Origin of the sequence: Alkalibacterium gilvum, assembly GCF_900109085.1 — a bacterium.
Classification (GTDB): domain Bacteria; phylum Bacillota; class Bacilli; order Lactobacillales; family Carnobacteriaceae_A; genus Alkalibacterium; species Alkalibacterium gilvum.
In genome coordinates this window covers 32,906-48,420 of the sequence record NZ_FNYW01000008.1, presented here as the reverse complement: position 1 = coordinate 48,420, position 15,515 = coordinate 32,906, and the positions used below count along the sequence as shown (strand labels likewise).

11 protein-coding genes and 1 rRNA gene are annotated in these 15,515 nt (G+C 37.5%); all 12 read right to left on the bottom strand.

What is annotated here, in order from left to right; all coding sequences use genetic code 11:
* Positions 1–116 (bottom strand): 16S ribosomal RNA (locus BMX83_RS03950); the annotation flags it as partial.
* Between the two features lie 606 nt (positions 117–722).
* The gene (locus BMX83_RS03945) at positions 723–2,018 is read right to left on the bottom strand and encodes an AI-2E family transporter (protein ID WP_091633681.1); all 1,296 of its coding nucleotides are present in this window, start codon (positions 2,016–2,018) and stop codon (positions 723–725) included.
* Positions 2,019–2,180: 162 nt separating this feature from the next.
* Complete coding sequence (gene lysS / locus BMX83_RS03940) at positions 2,181–3,689, bottom strand: lysine--tRNA ligase (RefSeq protein WP_091633679.1); 1,509 nt, start codon at positions 3,687–3,689, stop codon at positions 2,181–2,183.
* A 126-nt stretch (positions 3,690–3,815) separates the two neighbouring features.
* On the bottom strand, positions 3,816–4,700 hold the full coding sequence (gene hslO / locus BMX83_RS03935) for an Hsp33 family molecular chaperone HslO (protein ID WP_091633676.1): 885 nt from the start codon (positions 4,698–4,700) through the stop codon (positions 3,816–3,818).
* 100 nt (positions 4,701–4,800) lie between these two features.
* A complete protein-coding gene (gene ftsH, locus BMX83_RS03930; protein ID WP_091633674.1) occupies positions 4,801–6,963 on the bottom strand; it encodes an ATP-dependent zinc metalloprotease FtsH in 2,163 nt (720 codons plus the stop codon).
* Positions 6,964–7,123: 160 nt separating this feature from the next.
* A complete protein-coding gene (gene hpt / locus BMX83_RS03925) occupies positions 7,124–7,663 on the bottom strand; it encodes a hypoxanthine phosphoribosyltransferase (protein ID WP_177170490.1) in 540 nt (179 codons plus the stop codon).
* A 32-nt stretch (positions 7,664–7,695) separates the two neighbouring features.
* Positions 7,696–9,099 (bottom strand): tRNA lysidine(34) synthetase TilS, encoded by a 1,404-nt coding sequence (gene tilS, locus BMX83_RS03920; protein WP_091633668.1) that lies wholly within the window; start codon positions 9,097–9,099, stop codon positions 7,696–7,698.
* 97 nt (positions 9,100–9,196) lie between these two features.
* A complete protein-coding gene (locus BMX83_RS03915; RefSeq protein ID WP_091633665.1) occupies positions 9,197–9,628 on the bottom strand; it encodes a S1 domain-containing RNA-binding protein in 432 nt (143 codons plus the stop codon).
* A 118-nt stretch (positions 9,629–9,746) separates the two neighbouring features.
* Entirely contained in the window at positions 9,747–10,190 is a 444-nt protein-coding gene (locus BMX83_RS03910) for an FtsB family cell division protein (protein ID WP_091633662.1), read from the bottom strand.
* Positions 10,191–10,368: 178 nt separating this feature from the next.
* Complete coding sequence (locus tag BMX83_RS03905; RefSeq protein WP_091633660.1) at positions 10,369–10,623, bottom strand: RNA-binding S4 domain-containing protein; 255 nt, start codon at positions 10,621–10,623, stop codon at positions 10,369–10,371.
* Positions 10,610–11,674: a MazG nucleotide pyrophosphohydrolase domain-containing protein gene (locus BMX83_RS03900; protein WP_091633657.1), complete on the bottom strand. Its 1,065-nt coding sequence runs from the start codon at positions 11,672–11,674 to the stop codon at positions 10,610–10,612. The genes BMX83_RS03905 and BMX83_RS03900 overlap by 14 nt, the downstream gene beginning before the upstream one ends.
* A gap of 276 nt (positions 11,675–11,950) precedes the next feature.
* On the bottom strand, positions 11,951–15,496 hold the full coding sequence (gene mfd, locus BMX83_RS03895) for a transcription-repair coupling factor (protein WP_091633654.1): 3,546 nt from the start codon (positions 15,494–15,496) through the stop codon (positions 11,951–11,953).
* Between the last annotated feature and the right edge of the window lie 19 nt (positions 15,497–15,515).

Here is a 15,515-nt window from a genome sequence, read left to right as displayed (position 1 = left end):
ACTCACCCGTTCGCCACTCTTCAACACTCTGCAAGCAGAGTGCATCATCGTTCGACTTGCATGTATTAGGCATGCCGCCAGCGTTCGTCCTGAGCCAGGATCAAACTCTCAATTTGATTGTTTGATGTAGCTCAATTTAAAAATTGTGAGTTAAACATGTTAACTCATTTGTGTTGTCTTGATTCAATAAATTGAATCGAAGACCCCTGCACATTTGGTTGTTTTACTTTGTTCAGTTTTCAAAGATCTATTTCATTCAGTTGTCGGCGACGTGATGTGCCAACTCGTATAATAATACAGTGTTTCTTTTTTGTTGTCAAGAACTTTTCCAAATTCTTTTTAGAAAACTTTTCCAAATTCTTTTTAGAAAACTTTTCCAAATTCTTTTTAGAAAACTTTTTCAAATTCTTTTTCGAAAACTTTTTCCAGTTGGAAGCGTTCCCTTCTTCTATACGACAACTACTTTAGTATAATTGCTCGCAAGATAAATGTCAACAAAAATTTTAACTTTTTTTATCGCTGCAATTTTGTATTCCTTTTGCAACAACGAGATTAATAATATCAGTTTATTTATATAGAGTCAATGGTAATTTAGAATTTATTTTAATATAAATTGATTTCCTGAAGCTAATCCCTTCAGTATAGGCCTATTTAATTTCTATAAAAAAGAACGCTTTGGGGACAGAAGTATTCTCCTGTCCAAAGCGTCTTATATTAACTCACTACTCTTTACTTTCTTTTTCACTTTTTTCTGTAGAATTTCCATCGTCTTTTTGCTTGTCTTTCACTTTGTCTCTTTTTAGTTTTGCTATATCGATGGTTCTTTTTAATTGATTACTCGTTTTTTTCTCACCACTGACCGCTATTTCAATAGGTTTCACTTCATATTCTCCAGCAACATCACCATAATATTTATTGTAGCGCTTTTTGAACTTTTGGAAAACATAGACAACTAACACTTTTAATATCGCATAAATTGGGACTCCAAATATTAATCCGAATACTCCCAACAAGTCCCCCATAACTAACAAAACAATAATTATAGTTAGCGGATGAACATTGAGCTGTTTCCCATAGACATTAGGCTCGATTAAATTGCCATCTACAAATTGAACAACCATCCATACAATCACTAACTGAGCTACCATCCACCATGAGTCTATTAGTGCGATAATTAATGCTGGTAAAAAGGCTAAAGCTGGTCCAATATACGGAATAACCGATGTGAAGGCAGCTATAATCGCCAATACCCCATTATATTTAAGCCCAATAATACTAAAGCCAATAAACATCATAATTCCAATAGATGACGCAACAATCAACTGTCCTTTAACATAAGCACCTACCTGAGCATTTAACTCTGAGGAAACACGAATGAGATCTTGTCTCCATTTAGGAGGAGCTACAGATAGGAATGCTCGGAAGAAACGTTGTTCATCTTTAAGTAAAAAGAAAAGAATGATTGGAAAAGTAACTAATGTAACAACAACGTTCGTTAGACCTGAGACAAAACTTGAAAGACCACTGAATCCATCTGATAAATATTGATTTATATTATCCGGTATTTGAGAAACAAATTTTTCTCCTTCTGCAATAAATGATTCTACTTCTGCATCAAAAGGTAAATTTTCTGCCCATGCTGGTATAGATGCTGACAATGACTCTATAAAACTTGGGAACTCTTTTACAAACATTGTTATTTGATTTTCTAAAACGGGATACAAGAGCACTATCCCTGAACTTAATATACCAATAATCAATAAAAATAAAAGCGGAACACTAATGATTCGCTTTACTTTATGCCGTTCTAGAAAGTCTATCAACGGATTAAATAAATAATATAATAATAGGGCTATTACAGAGGGTATCAGTATGTTTGAGAAAAGGACAAGTACAGGGGTAAATATATAGCTAACTTGATTAAATAAAAAGAAAGCAACTCCCAGTAATATAATAACAACTAAACTATAGATTAAATTAGTTGCTCCTAAAAAATTTATCCATCGTGTTTTTTTCATTTCTTTTCCTTCTTTCTATTCATCTATGTGTTTATTATATATCTTAAAGGACTTTTTCTTTAAATACGAGAAAAAACAATTATATCATGGATAAAATTTTCCATCACTATCTAAAAAAAGAGAGAGTCATTTTTAGACTCTCTCTTTTTAAACGTATTCTAATTAATTGCTTAATGTGTTTTTCATAGTTGGGAACAGTAATACGTCTCTTATTGTATGTGCATCTGTTAGAAGCATAATCAAGCGATCGATACCGATGCCCAATCCCCCTGTTGGAGGCATGCCATATTCCAAAGCTTCAATAAATTCTTCATCAATTTCTTGGGCTTCTTCATTACCTTGTGCTTTTTCTTTCATTTGTGCTTCAAAACGTTCACGTTGATCGATTGGATCATTTAACTCACTAAAGGCATTAGCATATTCATGCTTAGCAATAAATAATTCAAAGCGATCGGTGAATCGTTCGTCTTCTTTGTTTTTCTTAGCTAATGGAGAAATTTCAAGCGGATGTCCATAAACAAATGTTGGTTGAACAAGGTTTGATTCTACAAAGGTTTCAAAGAATTCATTCACCACATGCCCAAAGGTCGCGTAATCGTCAATTTCAACATTGTGTTCATGTGCTAATTGACGCGCTTCCTCATCCGTATAGTGATTGAAAAAGTCTATCCCTGTTTCTTCTTTGATCAATTCAACCATATGCCTACGCGCCCACTTGCCGCCTAACTGAATGGTTTCTTCACCATAAGAAATCTCAGTTTCACCCAATACTTTTTCAGCTACTGTTTGGATCAATACTTCTGTTAGATCCATAACATCTTCCATATCGTGGAAAGCTGTATACAATTCCAACATTGTAAATTCTGGATTATGTGTGGTATCAATTCCTTCATTTCGGAATACGCGTCCAATTTCATAAACTTTTTCCATACCACCAACAATTAAACGTTTTAGATGAAGTTCAATTGCAATACGTAAATATAATTCCATATCCAAAGCGTTGTGGTGGGTAGTGAATGGACGTGCAGCTGCTCCACCTGCAATATTGTGGAATAAAGGCGTTTCAACTTCAAGATAGCCTAATCCATTTAAATAATTTCTAATTTCTTGGATGATTTGACTACGTTTTGTGAAACGTTCAAAACTATCCTCATTTGCGATTAAGTCCAAGTAACGCTGACGGTATTTTTGTTCAACGTTTGTCAAACCATGATATTTATCTGGTAAAGGACGGAGAGCTTTTGATAGATAGGTTAATTTTGTTGCCCTGACAGTGATTTCCCCTGTATTAGTTTTCATCACTGTTCCTTCTATACCAAAAAAGTCGCCTAAATCAGCCTGTTTGAAACTTTCATACTGTTCATCCCCAACAGCATCTTTTCTTACATAAATCTGTATAAGTCCCTTTTTATCTTTAAGATGCGCAAATCCAGCTTTCCCTTTACCTCGTTTAGTCATTAAGCGTCCTGCAACAGAAACATCAATCGTTTCATCATGCAATTCGTCTTTTGTCTTCTCATCATACGTTTCCTGTAATTCTTTTGAATAGTGCGTACGTACATAACGATCACCATACGGATCTATGCCACGTTCTTTTAGCTCTTCCATTTTTTCACGACGAACAACCAATTGATCTGTTAAATTTTCAAGAGTTTCATTATCCTGAGACACTGTCGTCACTCCATTTCAACATAAGTTTATACAACCTTTTATTTTCATTGCTGTGATAGTCTATTTAGCCATTATGACTAATCGTACCATAACTCTTATTTTCCATAAAGAAGAAAGTGTAAAATATTACGGTTTATTCGTTTCTTGCTTCAAATTTTCTAATTCTTCTTCGCTAAAATGGTAATTTGTTCGGCAGAAATGACACACAGCATCAGCCCCGTGATCTTCATCAATCATTTCTTGGATTTCTGTCTCTCCTAGAGATACAATAGCATCCTTGAAGCGTTCCTTTGAACAATTACATGTAAAGGAAACCTCCATCTCTTCTAAAGTGCGTGCAGAGTCGTTCATAACTAGTCTACCCAAGATTGCTTCTGGTGTTTCACCTTCATCCATTAATTTAGAAACCAGTGGCATATCTGAAATAGCTTCTTCTACTTTACCAATCGTTTCTTCAGAAGCATTTGGAAGCACTTGGATCATAAACCCGCCTGCTGCTTTTACAGTTTCATCTGGATTAACAAGTACCGATAAACCAATAGCTGACGGGACCTGTTCACTATTAGCCATATAGTACGTAAAATCTTCTCCCAATTCACCACTTACTAGAGGGACTTGACCAACAAAGGGTGCCTTTAAATTTAAGTCTTTACTGACAGTCAACATGCCTTCTGTCCCTACAGCACCCTTGACATCAATTTTACCATGGTCGTTTAAAGGTAGACTAACTTTGGGTTGTTTAATATATCCTTTGGTCTCACCTTTTCCATTACTATCTACAAGAATGTAACCAACAGGGCCGCCCCCTTCAATACGAACAGTCAATTTTTCATCGCCTTTAACTGTCGCGCCAAGTAGTGTTGTCCCAACCATCGCACGTCCAAGAGCAGCTGTTGCAGCGCTCCACGTTTCGTGCTTTGCTTGTACTGTTTTGACCATTTGTGTCGCATCTACCACATAGATACGGATTTCGTCATCATATCCTAGTGCTTTTATTAATTTATCTCCCATTCGTCACATTCCCTTACTATAAGATATATTTTTTCTATTTTACAAGGTAAAGAAGAGGATGGGAATAATCATCCGCCATCCTCTTCTTAGCTTATTACTCTTAGTGTTCATCCTTTGACTTCTCTGTTTTATCTTTGTCAGAGTCGTCATCTAAAATTTCCGAATTTTCTAGTTCGTCTAAACCTTCTAATGGTTCATCATCATCGTTTTCTGCAAAGTGTCTTTCGCGTTCGCGCTCTTTTTTCTCTCGCGTCGCTTTTATTTCTTCGAATGTTTTTCCGATCTCTTCTTCAGTTTCCTCTTCAGTGTCTTCTTTCTCTGATGGGAATTCTGATGGAGCTGACACTTCTTTAGTAGGCATTTCACCTTTTTCAAATAATGATTTGATTTGTTTCTCGTCTAAGGTTTCTACTTCAAGTAATTTCTTAGCGATGAGAGCATGAGCATCTTTGTGTTCTTCAAGAATGCGTCTTGCTTCAGCTAGGGCTTCGTTCAATATACGCAATACTTCTTGGTCAATTTGATAAGCGAATTGTTCAGAATATGCTTTGGACTGAGAATAATCTCTACCTAAGAATACTTGCCCACCATCACCTTCATACTGAACTGGTCCGAGTAAGTCACTCATACCATATTGAGTGACCATACTTCTAGCAATTTGAGTTGCTTGCTGGAAGTCGTTAGAGGCACCACTTGACTGAGAATCAAAGATTATTTCTTCAGCAACACGGCCACCCAATAGCCCCACAATTTGTTCGAATAATTCTTTTTTGGTCATCAAGAAACGGTCTTCACGTGGGAGCATGATTGCATAACCCCCTGCTCTTCCACGAGGAACGATGGTCACTTTGTGAACGATACGTGCATCACTTAAAACAAGACCAACAATTGTATGTCCTGCTTCATGATAGGCTACCATTGAACGTTCAACTTTAGAAATAACACGATCTTTTTTCGCAGGTCCGGCAATGACTCTGTCATGCGCTTCATCAATATCTATCGCTTCGATTTTCTTGCTGTCACGTCTAGCAGCTACTAGCGCCGACTCATTCAGCAAGTTCTCTAAATCTGCACCAGAGAATCCTGGCGTTTGTCTTGCGATAACTTTCATGTCGACATCTGGTCCTATAGGTTTATTCTTAGAGTGTACTTTAAGAATGGCTTCACGACCTTTAACATCTGGTCTTCCAACCATAATACGTCTGTCAAAACGGCCCGGGCGTAAAAGTGCAGGGTCAAGAACATCTTGTCTGTTCGTAGCTGCTATAACAATAACACCTTCGTTACCCGTAAACCCGTCCATCTCAACAAGAAGCTGGTTAAGGGTTTGTTCACGTTCATCGTGTCCGCCACCCATTCCGGCACCACGTTGACGTCCCACAGCATCAATTTCATCTATAAAAATTATCGCCGGGGCTGTCTTTTTCGCATTCTCAAACAAATCTCTCACACGGCTAGCACCAACACCAACAAACATCTCTACAAATTCAGAACCTGAAATCGAGAAGAATGGAACACCCGCTTCACCGGCAACGGCTTTAGCTAGAAGTGTTTTACCCGTCCCAGGAGGTCCTTCTAATAGAACACCGGCAGGTATGCGTGCACCAAGATTAGAGAAGCGTCTAGGATCCTTAAGGAATTCTACAATTTCTACTAATTCTTCTTTTTCTTCATCTGCACCGGCGACATCAGAGAAGCGTACTTTACTTGTTTTGGCGCTACTTTCTTTCGCTTTGGACTTTCCAAAGTTCATCACACCACGGCCGCCACCGCCGCCACCGCCTTGGCCTGCTTGACCCATCATGAAATAAATGATTCCAACAAACAATAAGAGGGGCAAGAATGAAAAGAGTAAACTTGTCCAAATACCTGTTGACGGTTCTTCGACAGAAGAGATTTCTACATCATTCTCTTTAGCGAGCTTGTACATTTCGTCAACAACAGTATCGTTTCTTAATATATAGGTACTAAAAGATGAAGCGTCTTCCTGTTCGCCACTTCCGAAGAAGTTAACATTCTGATCGTCTTCTATCTCTATTTCTTGTCCTTTGCGTAATTGACCGGTAATTTCATAGACACCAGCTGTAGGCTGTACTTGAAATTCTTCTATTCGATCATCTTCCAGAAATTCTATGAATTCAGTTGAATTTATACCTTCTGAAGCTTGATCTTGTCCGCCACTCGTCGCCCAACTTGCAATTCCTATAACTGCAAGAAAAACGATGACGTAGAAGAGGCCACTTTTGAAAAATCCTTTCTTCATGTCATCCTCCATCTATCACTTGTATTTTATTATCAATTAAGCATATGCCTAGTTAATAGTCTTTTATATGTTAACACACTTCGACATTTTAGACTATGAATTTTGTTTGATGTTTATGTTATATCTTAGTTAAAGAATAGCTTTATTGCTCCACTCTTTACTATTGATATATTTCTGGTTTCAAAATACCTATGAAAGGCAAGTTACGATAGTTTTCAATATAATCAAGACCATAGCCCACAACGAATTCATGTGGCACTTCAAAGCCAACCCAATCAGCCTGTATATCTAACTTGCGTCCTGTTGGTTTATCAAGAATGGTTACAATTTTCACCGATGCTGCCTTTCTATATTTAAACATGTCTTTCAAATAAGCTAATGTTCCGCCGGTATCAATGATATCTTCGACAAATAAGACGTGACGGCCTTCGACGTTTGTATCTAAGTCTTTAAGTATTTTCACCTCACCTGACGATACCGTTTCGTTGCCATAGCTGGAGACATCCATGAAGTCGATTTCAAGGTAAATATCCATCTCTTTGATTAGATCAGCCATGAATGGTAGCGCTCCTTTTAACACACCTACCAATAGCGGGTTTTTCCCCTTGTACTCCTTAGAAAGTTCTGCTGCAAGCTCCTTTACTTTCTCTTTAATTTGTTCTTCAGAAATTAAGATTCTTTCCATATCTTTTTCCATTATATTATCTCCTTTTTAAATAAATATAGTGATTTCTAACTGGATGTATTCTGATAAATCAGTACGTAGGTTATTGTATCAGTTAATGGGTTAAGTGACAACGGTGATTCTTTGTAACCGACAAGCCAAACAATTGTATCTTCTTCATCTGTAACCAACCAAGCGTCTTGTCTTTTTTTTGTAGGGACTTTTTGGTCAATAAAAATATCTTTGATCTTTTTAGATCCGTTAAGTCCTTTGACTTTCATTCTATCTCCTGCTTTTCGATGCCGGATGAAGAGAGGCTCTTTTACACTCTCTTTTTCTAAGTAGAGACAATGCGCGTTCTGATTGCTTGACTGTTGATAAACTTCACGTTCAAACCAACCTATTTTCTCTGTTTCACTTAACTTTTTCCATTGATTAATTTCCAACTTTTCTGATTCGATCACAACACGATTCTTTTGACTGACGTTTTCTCTATTTTCAATTATACATCTGTCATATTCTTTTCTTGCTATTAATGGTTCAGGCAGATCAAGCTGTGTGTTTGGCCCTCCTGTTTTAAACCAGTCAAGTAATAGTTTAATATGATGTTGACTGACAGCAAAATGATTTGCACCTTGCATTTTTTTGAACGCCTTACTCAACACTATTTTTTGAAATCCTTTTTCAATTGTTGAAAACGATGTAAGGTTCACAGTCATACCTGACTCAGTAATTTTAAACGATCGCTTGATTTCCTCTTCAACTAACGGTTTCAAGGCACTCAACAAGTCCTTTATATCCTCAGAAAACTCATGAATATGAGCTTTTACAGCTGGATTTTCCTGCTCTAACTTCGGGATAATTTCATTCCTGTAACGATTGCGCGTATGAATACCTAATTGATTGCTTTCGTCTTCTTTCCAAGGAATTTTTCTTTGTTCAGCGTGCGCTTTAATGCATTCTTTTTTGTAAGGGAGGAGTGGCCGTATAATCCTTTGTTTTTGATTCATTCTTTCAACAGAGATCCCGATCAATTCATCAAGTGAGTTTCCACGAATAAAGCGCATCAGAATGGTTTCCACCTGATCATCAAAATGGTGGGCAGTTAGAATGATTTCACTATTAATCTCTTTTGCAACATCACTGAAAAACTGATACCTTATTTTTCTTGCCTCTTGTTCAATACCAGAGGTAGGATGGTCTTTTTTATCCCAAATATACACATGGACTGGAACAGAACGCTTTTTCATATACTCTTTTATAAAGTGTTCTTCTGCATCAGATTCTTGTCTTAATTTATGATTGATATAAGCCACATGGATGATTGGCCGGTAATTCTCAGGTAGATGGTAGAGTAAATCAAACAGGACCATGGAATCAACACCACCCGATACGCCGACAATTACAGTGTCGTCTTTTTTCCAATATCTTTGTGTTACTATTTGTTCGCAGAATTGTTTACCTAAACCCACTAAAATCTCACCTCTTTTAGTAAAAAATTTATAAATAAACAAAAAGGATTCAGGGACACCCCTAAACCCTCTTACTTCAAGTAATCCTAATGTTTAATTAACCTTTACGTCCACCGCGGCCACCGCGTTTGTTTTCTGTATGCCTCTTTAAAGAGGTCAAACGGTCTTCGCTGTCTTTTAAAAACGAGTTCATCAATGAATCAAAATCATCTTTTTTAGCTGCTGGACGTTTATGTGAAGAACTTTGACGTCCTCTGCTAGATGGTTTTGGTTTGGAAGCCTCAGCTGCCGGTTTTTCTTGCGCTTTACGAATAGATAATCCAATTTTTCCATCGTCGGCAATCGATAATACTTTCACTGTAACGATTTGTCCAACTTCTAACTCTTCGTTGATGTTCTCAACATAACTATCTGACACTTCACTAATATGCACCAAACCTGTTTTATTATTACCCAAGTCAATAAATGCACCAAAATTAGCGATACCCGTAACTTTTCCTTCTACTTTGCTTCCAACTTCAATTGACATGTTTTCTATGTTGCCTCCTAAATGATTTGGCTTAATTATACCATGTTAAATTTAATTAATAAAGAACTATTGCTTAGTTTGTGAATTTTTTTCGATTTTTATAAGAGTACTCCCTCTTTTATTGTTCTGATTGTGGCGTTTCTTCTTCTACACTTTCACTCTCTTCTTCTGTTACTTGTGTGTGATCAGGTTTTTTATCATCAGGGAAGCTGAAAACTATTTCATTATCCTTAGTAAGGTAATATTCGCTCCGCGCTAATTTTGTTACATATTCTTCATCTTCCAATAATCCGATATAATATTCTAATTCGTCTTGCCTTAAATCAAGTGATTCCAATTCTTTTTCTGCTAAGACTTTATCTTCTTCTAATTTCGCCAGTTGGTTGTAATTACGTACTATCCCACTCCCGACAAGTAGAATTAAAAGTAAGCCTATTGCTACAATTAGACGCATTCTTCTTTTTAATTTTCTTTTATGTTTAAAATCTCGGATGCTCTCAAGTGTTTTATGTTTTGTATATGGATTATTCATGCGTGTTATTTCGGTTTTCTTTTTAACCATGTCATAACCCCCTCAAGCTAATTTCTTATTATCTTATCGCGTGGTTAAAGTATAGCAATAAATCTTTCGAATGAAAAGAACCATCCCTAATAAATAAAAAAATGTGTCATTGCTATCTATTTTTCTGATAACAATGACACATTTTTACTTTTATTCGCTTTTTCATCTTATAGTAAAACTATTTATACGTTTCTTCTATTATAGAATATAAGTCTTTTGCTTCATCTTTTTTTGTGGTGTCTCTAATATCATCCACAGATACTATCATTGTTTTGTTTCCAAAGCGTATTGTCAACTCGTCCCCTATGCTGACTTTACTGGATGACTTAGCTGTTTTTCCGTTGATTAAAATACGGTCTTTATCTGCAATCTCTTTAGCGACAGATCGTCTTTTAATGATTCGGGTTACCTTTAAATACTTATCGAGTCTCATCTTTTCCCCTCTTTTCTTCAGTTTTTATATTTTGCCAAATGGCGTTTACTTCTTCTGGTGTTGATGCTTTCACACCATCAAACACATGAGGATGGCGTCTTCTTATTTTACGGTTCACCGTTTCAAGGACCTCTTCAAAAGTAAACAATCCTTCTTTTTCAGCGATACTACTTTGATATAAAAGTTGAGTCAAAACATCTCCCAACTCCTCCATCCAATTTTCGCTGTCTTCTTTTTGTATGGCTTGAACCAATTCTTCAGTTTCTTCATTAAGGTATTTAATCAAAGAGTGAGCAGTTTGTTCATTTATCCAGACATCACCTTTTTCTGGATCTGTTACTCTATCGATATAATATTGAAGTGTCGAAAGCGACGTAACCTGTTCATCACGTTCAAGCGGTGGAATATATAATGACCTTAAGTTATAAACACCCGCAAATCGGTCTATTTCGTACAAGGGCATCCAGGTAATCTTTTCTTGAGCACTTCCCGCTGCATCCACTACAGCTACTTCGTGGTCATCAGGATATTTTTCCATCAGCGTAAGCTTCACTTCCCCCGCCATCAAAGCATTAAATACCTGCATCACAATGAGATGCTGACCGGTATTTATTGTGTCGTGGTTTAAATCGAAAGAGTCCAATAGTTGAAATCCTTCAACTGGGTCTACTTTGACCGATTGAAAAAGATCATCAATAAAACTTTTCCCACCTAAAATGTTTACGTTTGGATAGTTTTCCAAGAGTTCTTTTACAGTCCTTTCAGCAACCATCGGATGTCCAGGTACTGCGTATAAAACTTCTTTTTCCTCAGCCAGCTTTATCAACTGCTCTACAATTGAGGTGTATACCACTTCAAAATCTTCCCCTGCGTCTTCATAGAGATCATCAAATGACTTAAAACAAACACCCTCAGTTTCCAATTCTTTCACAGCCGGATGATCTTTTGTTCTTAAAAAAACAGTTTTAGCTTCTTTTATAAGTTTTTCTGTTTTGATTGGCATTTGGTCTTTATCACCAGGACCAAGTCCAACTATATTGATGTTATACATTTTTTCCTCCTATCTCTTCCTTATTTTCTTTCATAAAGTGTGCACTCAGCTGCTCCTAAACCCTGGGCGTGACATTTCTTTCTCGAAAGTGTTCACTCAATTGCTTCTTAACCCTGAGTATGACATTTCTCTCTCGAAAGTGCTCACTCAAAACATTTGGGACGCCCAGTTCGACATCTGAAGTTAAAAAGTGTGCACTCAGCTACTCTTCAACCCCGAGTATGACATTTCTTACTTATTATCACTCACCTGTAAAATACCTCATCATACAGGTGTTTATTTATCAGATTCCTGGCTTTCACTTTGTTCATCTTTTTCCACACGATATTCGGCACAGTTTTTAGAAAAGAGTATGAGCGAATCAAGCCATTCCTTGTCCTTCATCTGTCTGGTTATTTTGAAGGCGATCGTAAGTTTTTGATCTGATTGCATTTCTGTTCTCATTGGAACATCCTTCAATGCTTTGAAGACTTCAGGCAGAGGATGTTTTTTCGTTCCGTCTGCTGAAAAGCTTACAATTATTTCCTTATTATTACGCTTAATTGTTTCTATCAAAGCTGTTTCACTATACATCTTGAGAAGTCCTACAGATAACAAATCAGAGACTGACTGAGGGTACTCACCAAAGCGATCAATTAGTTCATCTTGTAACTCTACATAGTCCTCTTCAGATGTAAATTGACGAACGCGTTTGTACAATTCAATTTTTTGTCGTTCGTCTTCGACATAGGTGCCTGGAAGGTAAGCATTCAGAGACAGATCAATTTCAACATGTGTTTTGACTTGTTGTTTATCCCCACGTTTTCTCGCGACAGCTTCAGATAACATTTGAGAGTACAAATCGAAACCGACACTGTCAATGAAACCGTGTTGTTGCTGCCCTAATAAATTACCGGCACCGCGAATAGATAAATCACGCATAGCAATCTTAAATCCTGAACCAAGATCCGTAAAGTCTTTAATGGCTTGCAGTCGTTTTTCACTGACTTCAGTCAACACTTTATCTGGCTGATGCATAAAGTAAGCATACGCAATTCGACTACTTCGTCCGACACGCCCTCTTAGTTGGTATAATTGACTCAGCCCCATCCAATCGGCATTTTCTACAATAAGTGTATTAACGTTAGGTATATCCACACCGGTTTCAATAATGGTCGTGGTGACAATGACATCAAATTCCCCTTGAACAAATTGGTAGAGGACATTTTCAAGTTGGTTTTCACTCATTTGTCCATGCGCAACCGCAATACGTGCTTCCGGGACGAGTTGCTGCAGTTCATCTGCCCGCTGTTCAATCGTGCTGACGCGGTTATGAAGATAAAAAACTTGTCCGCCTCTTGCTAGTTCTCTTTTAATCGATTCCTGAACAACCGGCCCATTCATTTCCATTACATATGTTTGTACTGGATAGCGGTTTGCTGGTGGGGTTTCAATAACCGATAAGTCACGCACCCCAAGCATTGACATGTGTAACGTCCGTGGTATGGGGGTTGCGGTTAGCGTCAGAACATCCACTTCATTTTTTAATTGTTTTAAGCGTTCCTTATGTTTTACGCCAAAGCGTTGCTCTTCATCAACAATCAGTAATCCTAAATCCTGGAATATGATATCTTTAGATAACACACGATGTGTCCCCACAACAACATCCACTTTTCCTTTTCTAATATCTTCGACAGTTTGTTTCAACTGGCTACCTGTTCTAAAGCGGCTTAGCAAGCCTATTTCTACTGGAAAATCAGCAAAACGCTCACGCATCGTTTCGTAATGCTGTTGAGCCAGTACCGTTGTTGGAACTAGAAATGCGACTTGTTTTCCATCTTGAATAGCTTTAAATGCTGCACGCATAGCGACTTCTGTTTTACCATAACCTACGTCACCAACAAGGAGCCGATCCATTGGTTTAGGCTTCTCCATATCTTTTTTCACTTCATCAATTGTACGTAATTGGTCATCCGTTTCTGTGTATGGAAAGGCATCATCAAATTCTCTTTGATAGGCATCATCAGCAGAGAAGCCATAGCCGACTTCGTTCTCTCTGACCGCATACAATTCAATTAAATCATCCGCAATATCTTCCACTTGAGCTGCCACACGATTTTTGGTTTTAGCCCAGGCTGTTCCACCCAATTTATTTAGTTTTGGCGTCTTTCCTTCAGAAGAAACATATTTTTGTAGAAGATTAAGCTGCGTTACCGGGATAAACAACTTCGATGTATCACTATAGACAATAGACATGTAATCTTGATGGATACCATTTATCTCCATTGTTTCCATACCGGTAAACTGACCAATTCCGTGATTCACATGGACAACATAGTCGCCTTTTTCGAGTTCTGAATAACTTTTTAATCTTTCAGCATTCGATATATTCTGACGTCTTGGTTTTTTCTTTGGAATACGATTGAACAGTTCCTTTTCCGTTAACACTGCTACTTTCTGCTCGGGCAACTCAAATCCTGTATGAATGCTTGATTGAATAATTTGAACTCTTCCACTTAAAATCGTGCCATCTTTAGAAAGAATGCTTTGTATTTCAAAATCTCGTAATGTTTGATAAACTTTTTCAGCGCGTTCCTGATTTTCGGCCATCACAACAACGGTATAATCTTGCTTCATCCAACGTTCCATCTCTGTTTTAACAAGGGGCATCTGCCCGAAGAATTTTTGCATTGTACGGTACTGGAAATTATGTATCGCGTTAAGCTTTAATCCTTTCATACCTTTTTGAAAGAGAGAGAAGTATAATTGTGATTGCGCTATTTCTTTTAAAGTCTCTCTAAATGAAATAGAGAAGCTCTGATCAGGCATAATTGTGCCACTTGAGAGCTGGCTTGTTACCCATTCTGCTTCTTCTTCATCAAGAAGGGCTTCATTTTCAATGATTCGTGGGTATTCATCCATAATGAATATTGCCTCTTGAGACGCATAATCCATAATAGTTACATCGCCTTGATATAAAAGGCTTGTATATTTTACAAGGTCCTCGCTGTATGCTTCCTCACGTATCGCATCCATCACGTCCGTGACATTCTGTGTTAACTGTTCCTTACGCTCGTGGTCTTTTATTTTTTTTGTAGCTTTTACAAAAGCCTTATCAAATCGCGCAAGTATGTCCTCTTTTTGCGCAACAGGGAACAGTGTGTCCGTAGCTGGAATGATTGTAACTTCTTCAATATTATGACTTGACCTCTGTGAATCTGCATCAAAATAACGCAACGAATCTATCTCAACATCAAACAATTCCATACGAACGGGCTTTTTTTCAGTCAGAGGATAAACGTCAACGATACCTCCACGAATACTGTATTCACCTGGTGAGGTCACTTTCTGTTCCCTTCGGTAGCCCATCTCTGTTAACTTCAAGGTCATTGCATCGCGTTCAATTTCATCACCCAAAGTAAAAGACAAGGCTGCTTCTTTAAATAATTTTGGATCTGGTAAAATTTTCCGGGCACCTGCAAGTGGAACGACAACAATTCCCGGTTCACTTTTCAATAAAAAATTCAACGCTCTCACGCGATCTGCTCGTGCTTCCGGAGAGGCTACTGCCATTTCAGCGTGGATCATATCATCAACAGAAAATAAAAATAGCTGTTCATCTGGAACAAGGCCATTTAAATCAGAAAGCAATTGATTGGCATGGTAAATGTTTTGCGTGAATACAACAAGTGGTTTTTGCTTTTCTTCCAACATTGATTGAAGCAAAAGTGTCCGAGCAGAACCGGCAAGCCCTGTGATTAATTGACGATTATTTTTAGGTAGAGTATTAAAAACCTCCTGTATTGAAGGCATATCACTTAAAAACCTGTGTAATTGTGGCATAATTATCAACTCCTTATCC

What these genes read in the sequence shown, in the direction of transcription:
- BMX83_RS03945 (WP_091633681.1), bottom strand. Translation starts at nt 2,018, where the DNA reads ATGAAAAAAACACGATGGATAAATTTTTTAGGAGCAACTAATTTAATC.
- hslO (WP_091633676.1), bottom strand. Translation starts at nt 4,700, where the DNA reads ATGGGAGATAAATTAATAAAAGCACTAGGATATGATGACGAAATCCGT.
- ftsH (WP_091633674.1), bottom strand. Translation starts at nt 6,963, where the DNA reads ATGAAGAAAGGATTTTTCAAAAGTGGCCTCTTCTACGTCATCGTTTTT.
- BMX83_RS03915 (WP_091633665.1), bottom strand. Translation starts at nt 9,628, where the DNA reads ATGTCAATTGAAGTTGGAAGCAAAGTAGAAGGAAAAGTTACGGGTATC.
- BMX83_RS03910 (WP_091633662.1), bottom strand. Translation starts at nt 10,190, where the DNA reads ATGGTTAAAAAGAAAACCGAAATAACACGCATGAATAATCCATATACA.
- BMX83_RS03905 (WP_091633660.1), bottom strand. Translation starts at nt 10,623, where the DNA reads ATGAGACTCGATAAGTATTTAAAGGTAACCCGAATCATTAAAAGACGA.
- BMX83_RS03900 (WP_091633657.1), bottom strand. Translation starts at nt 11,674, where the DNA reads ATGTATAACATCAATATAGTTGGACTTGGTCCTGGTGATAAAGACCAA.
- mfd (WP_091633654.1), bottom strand. Translation starts at nt 15,496, where the DNA reads ATGCCACAATTACACAGGTTTTTAAGTGATATGCCTTCAATACAGGAG.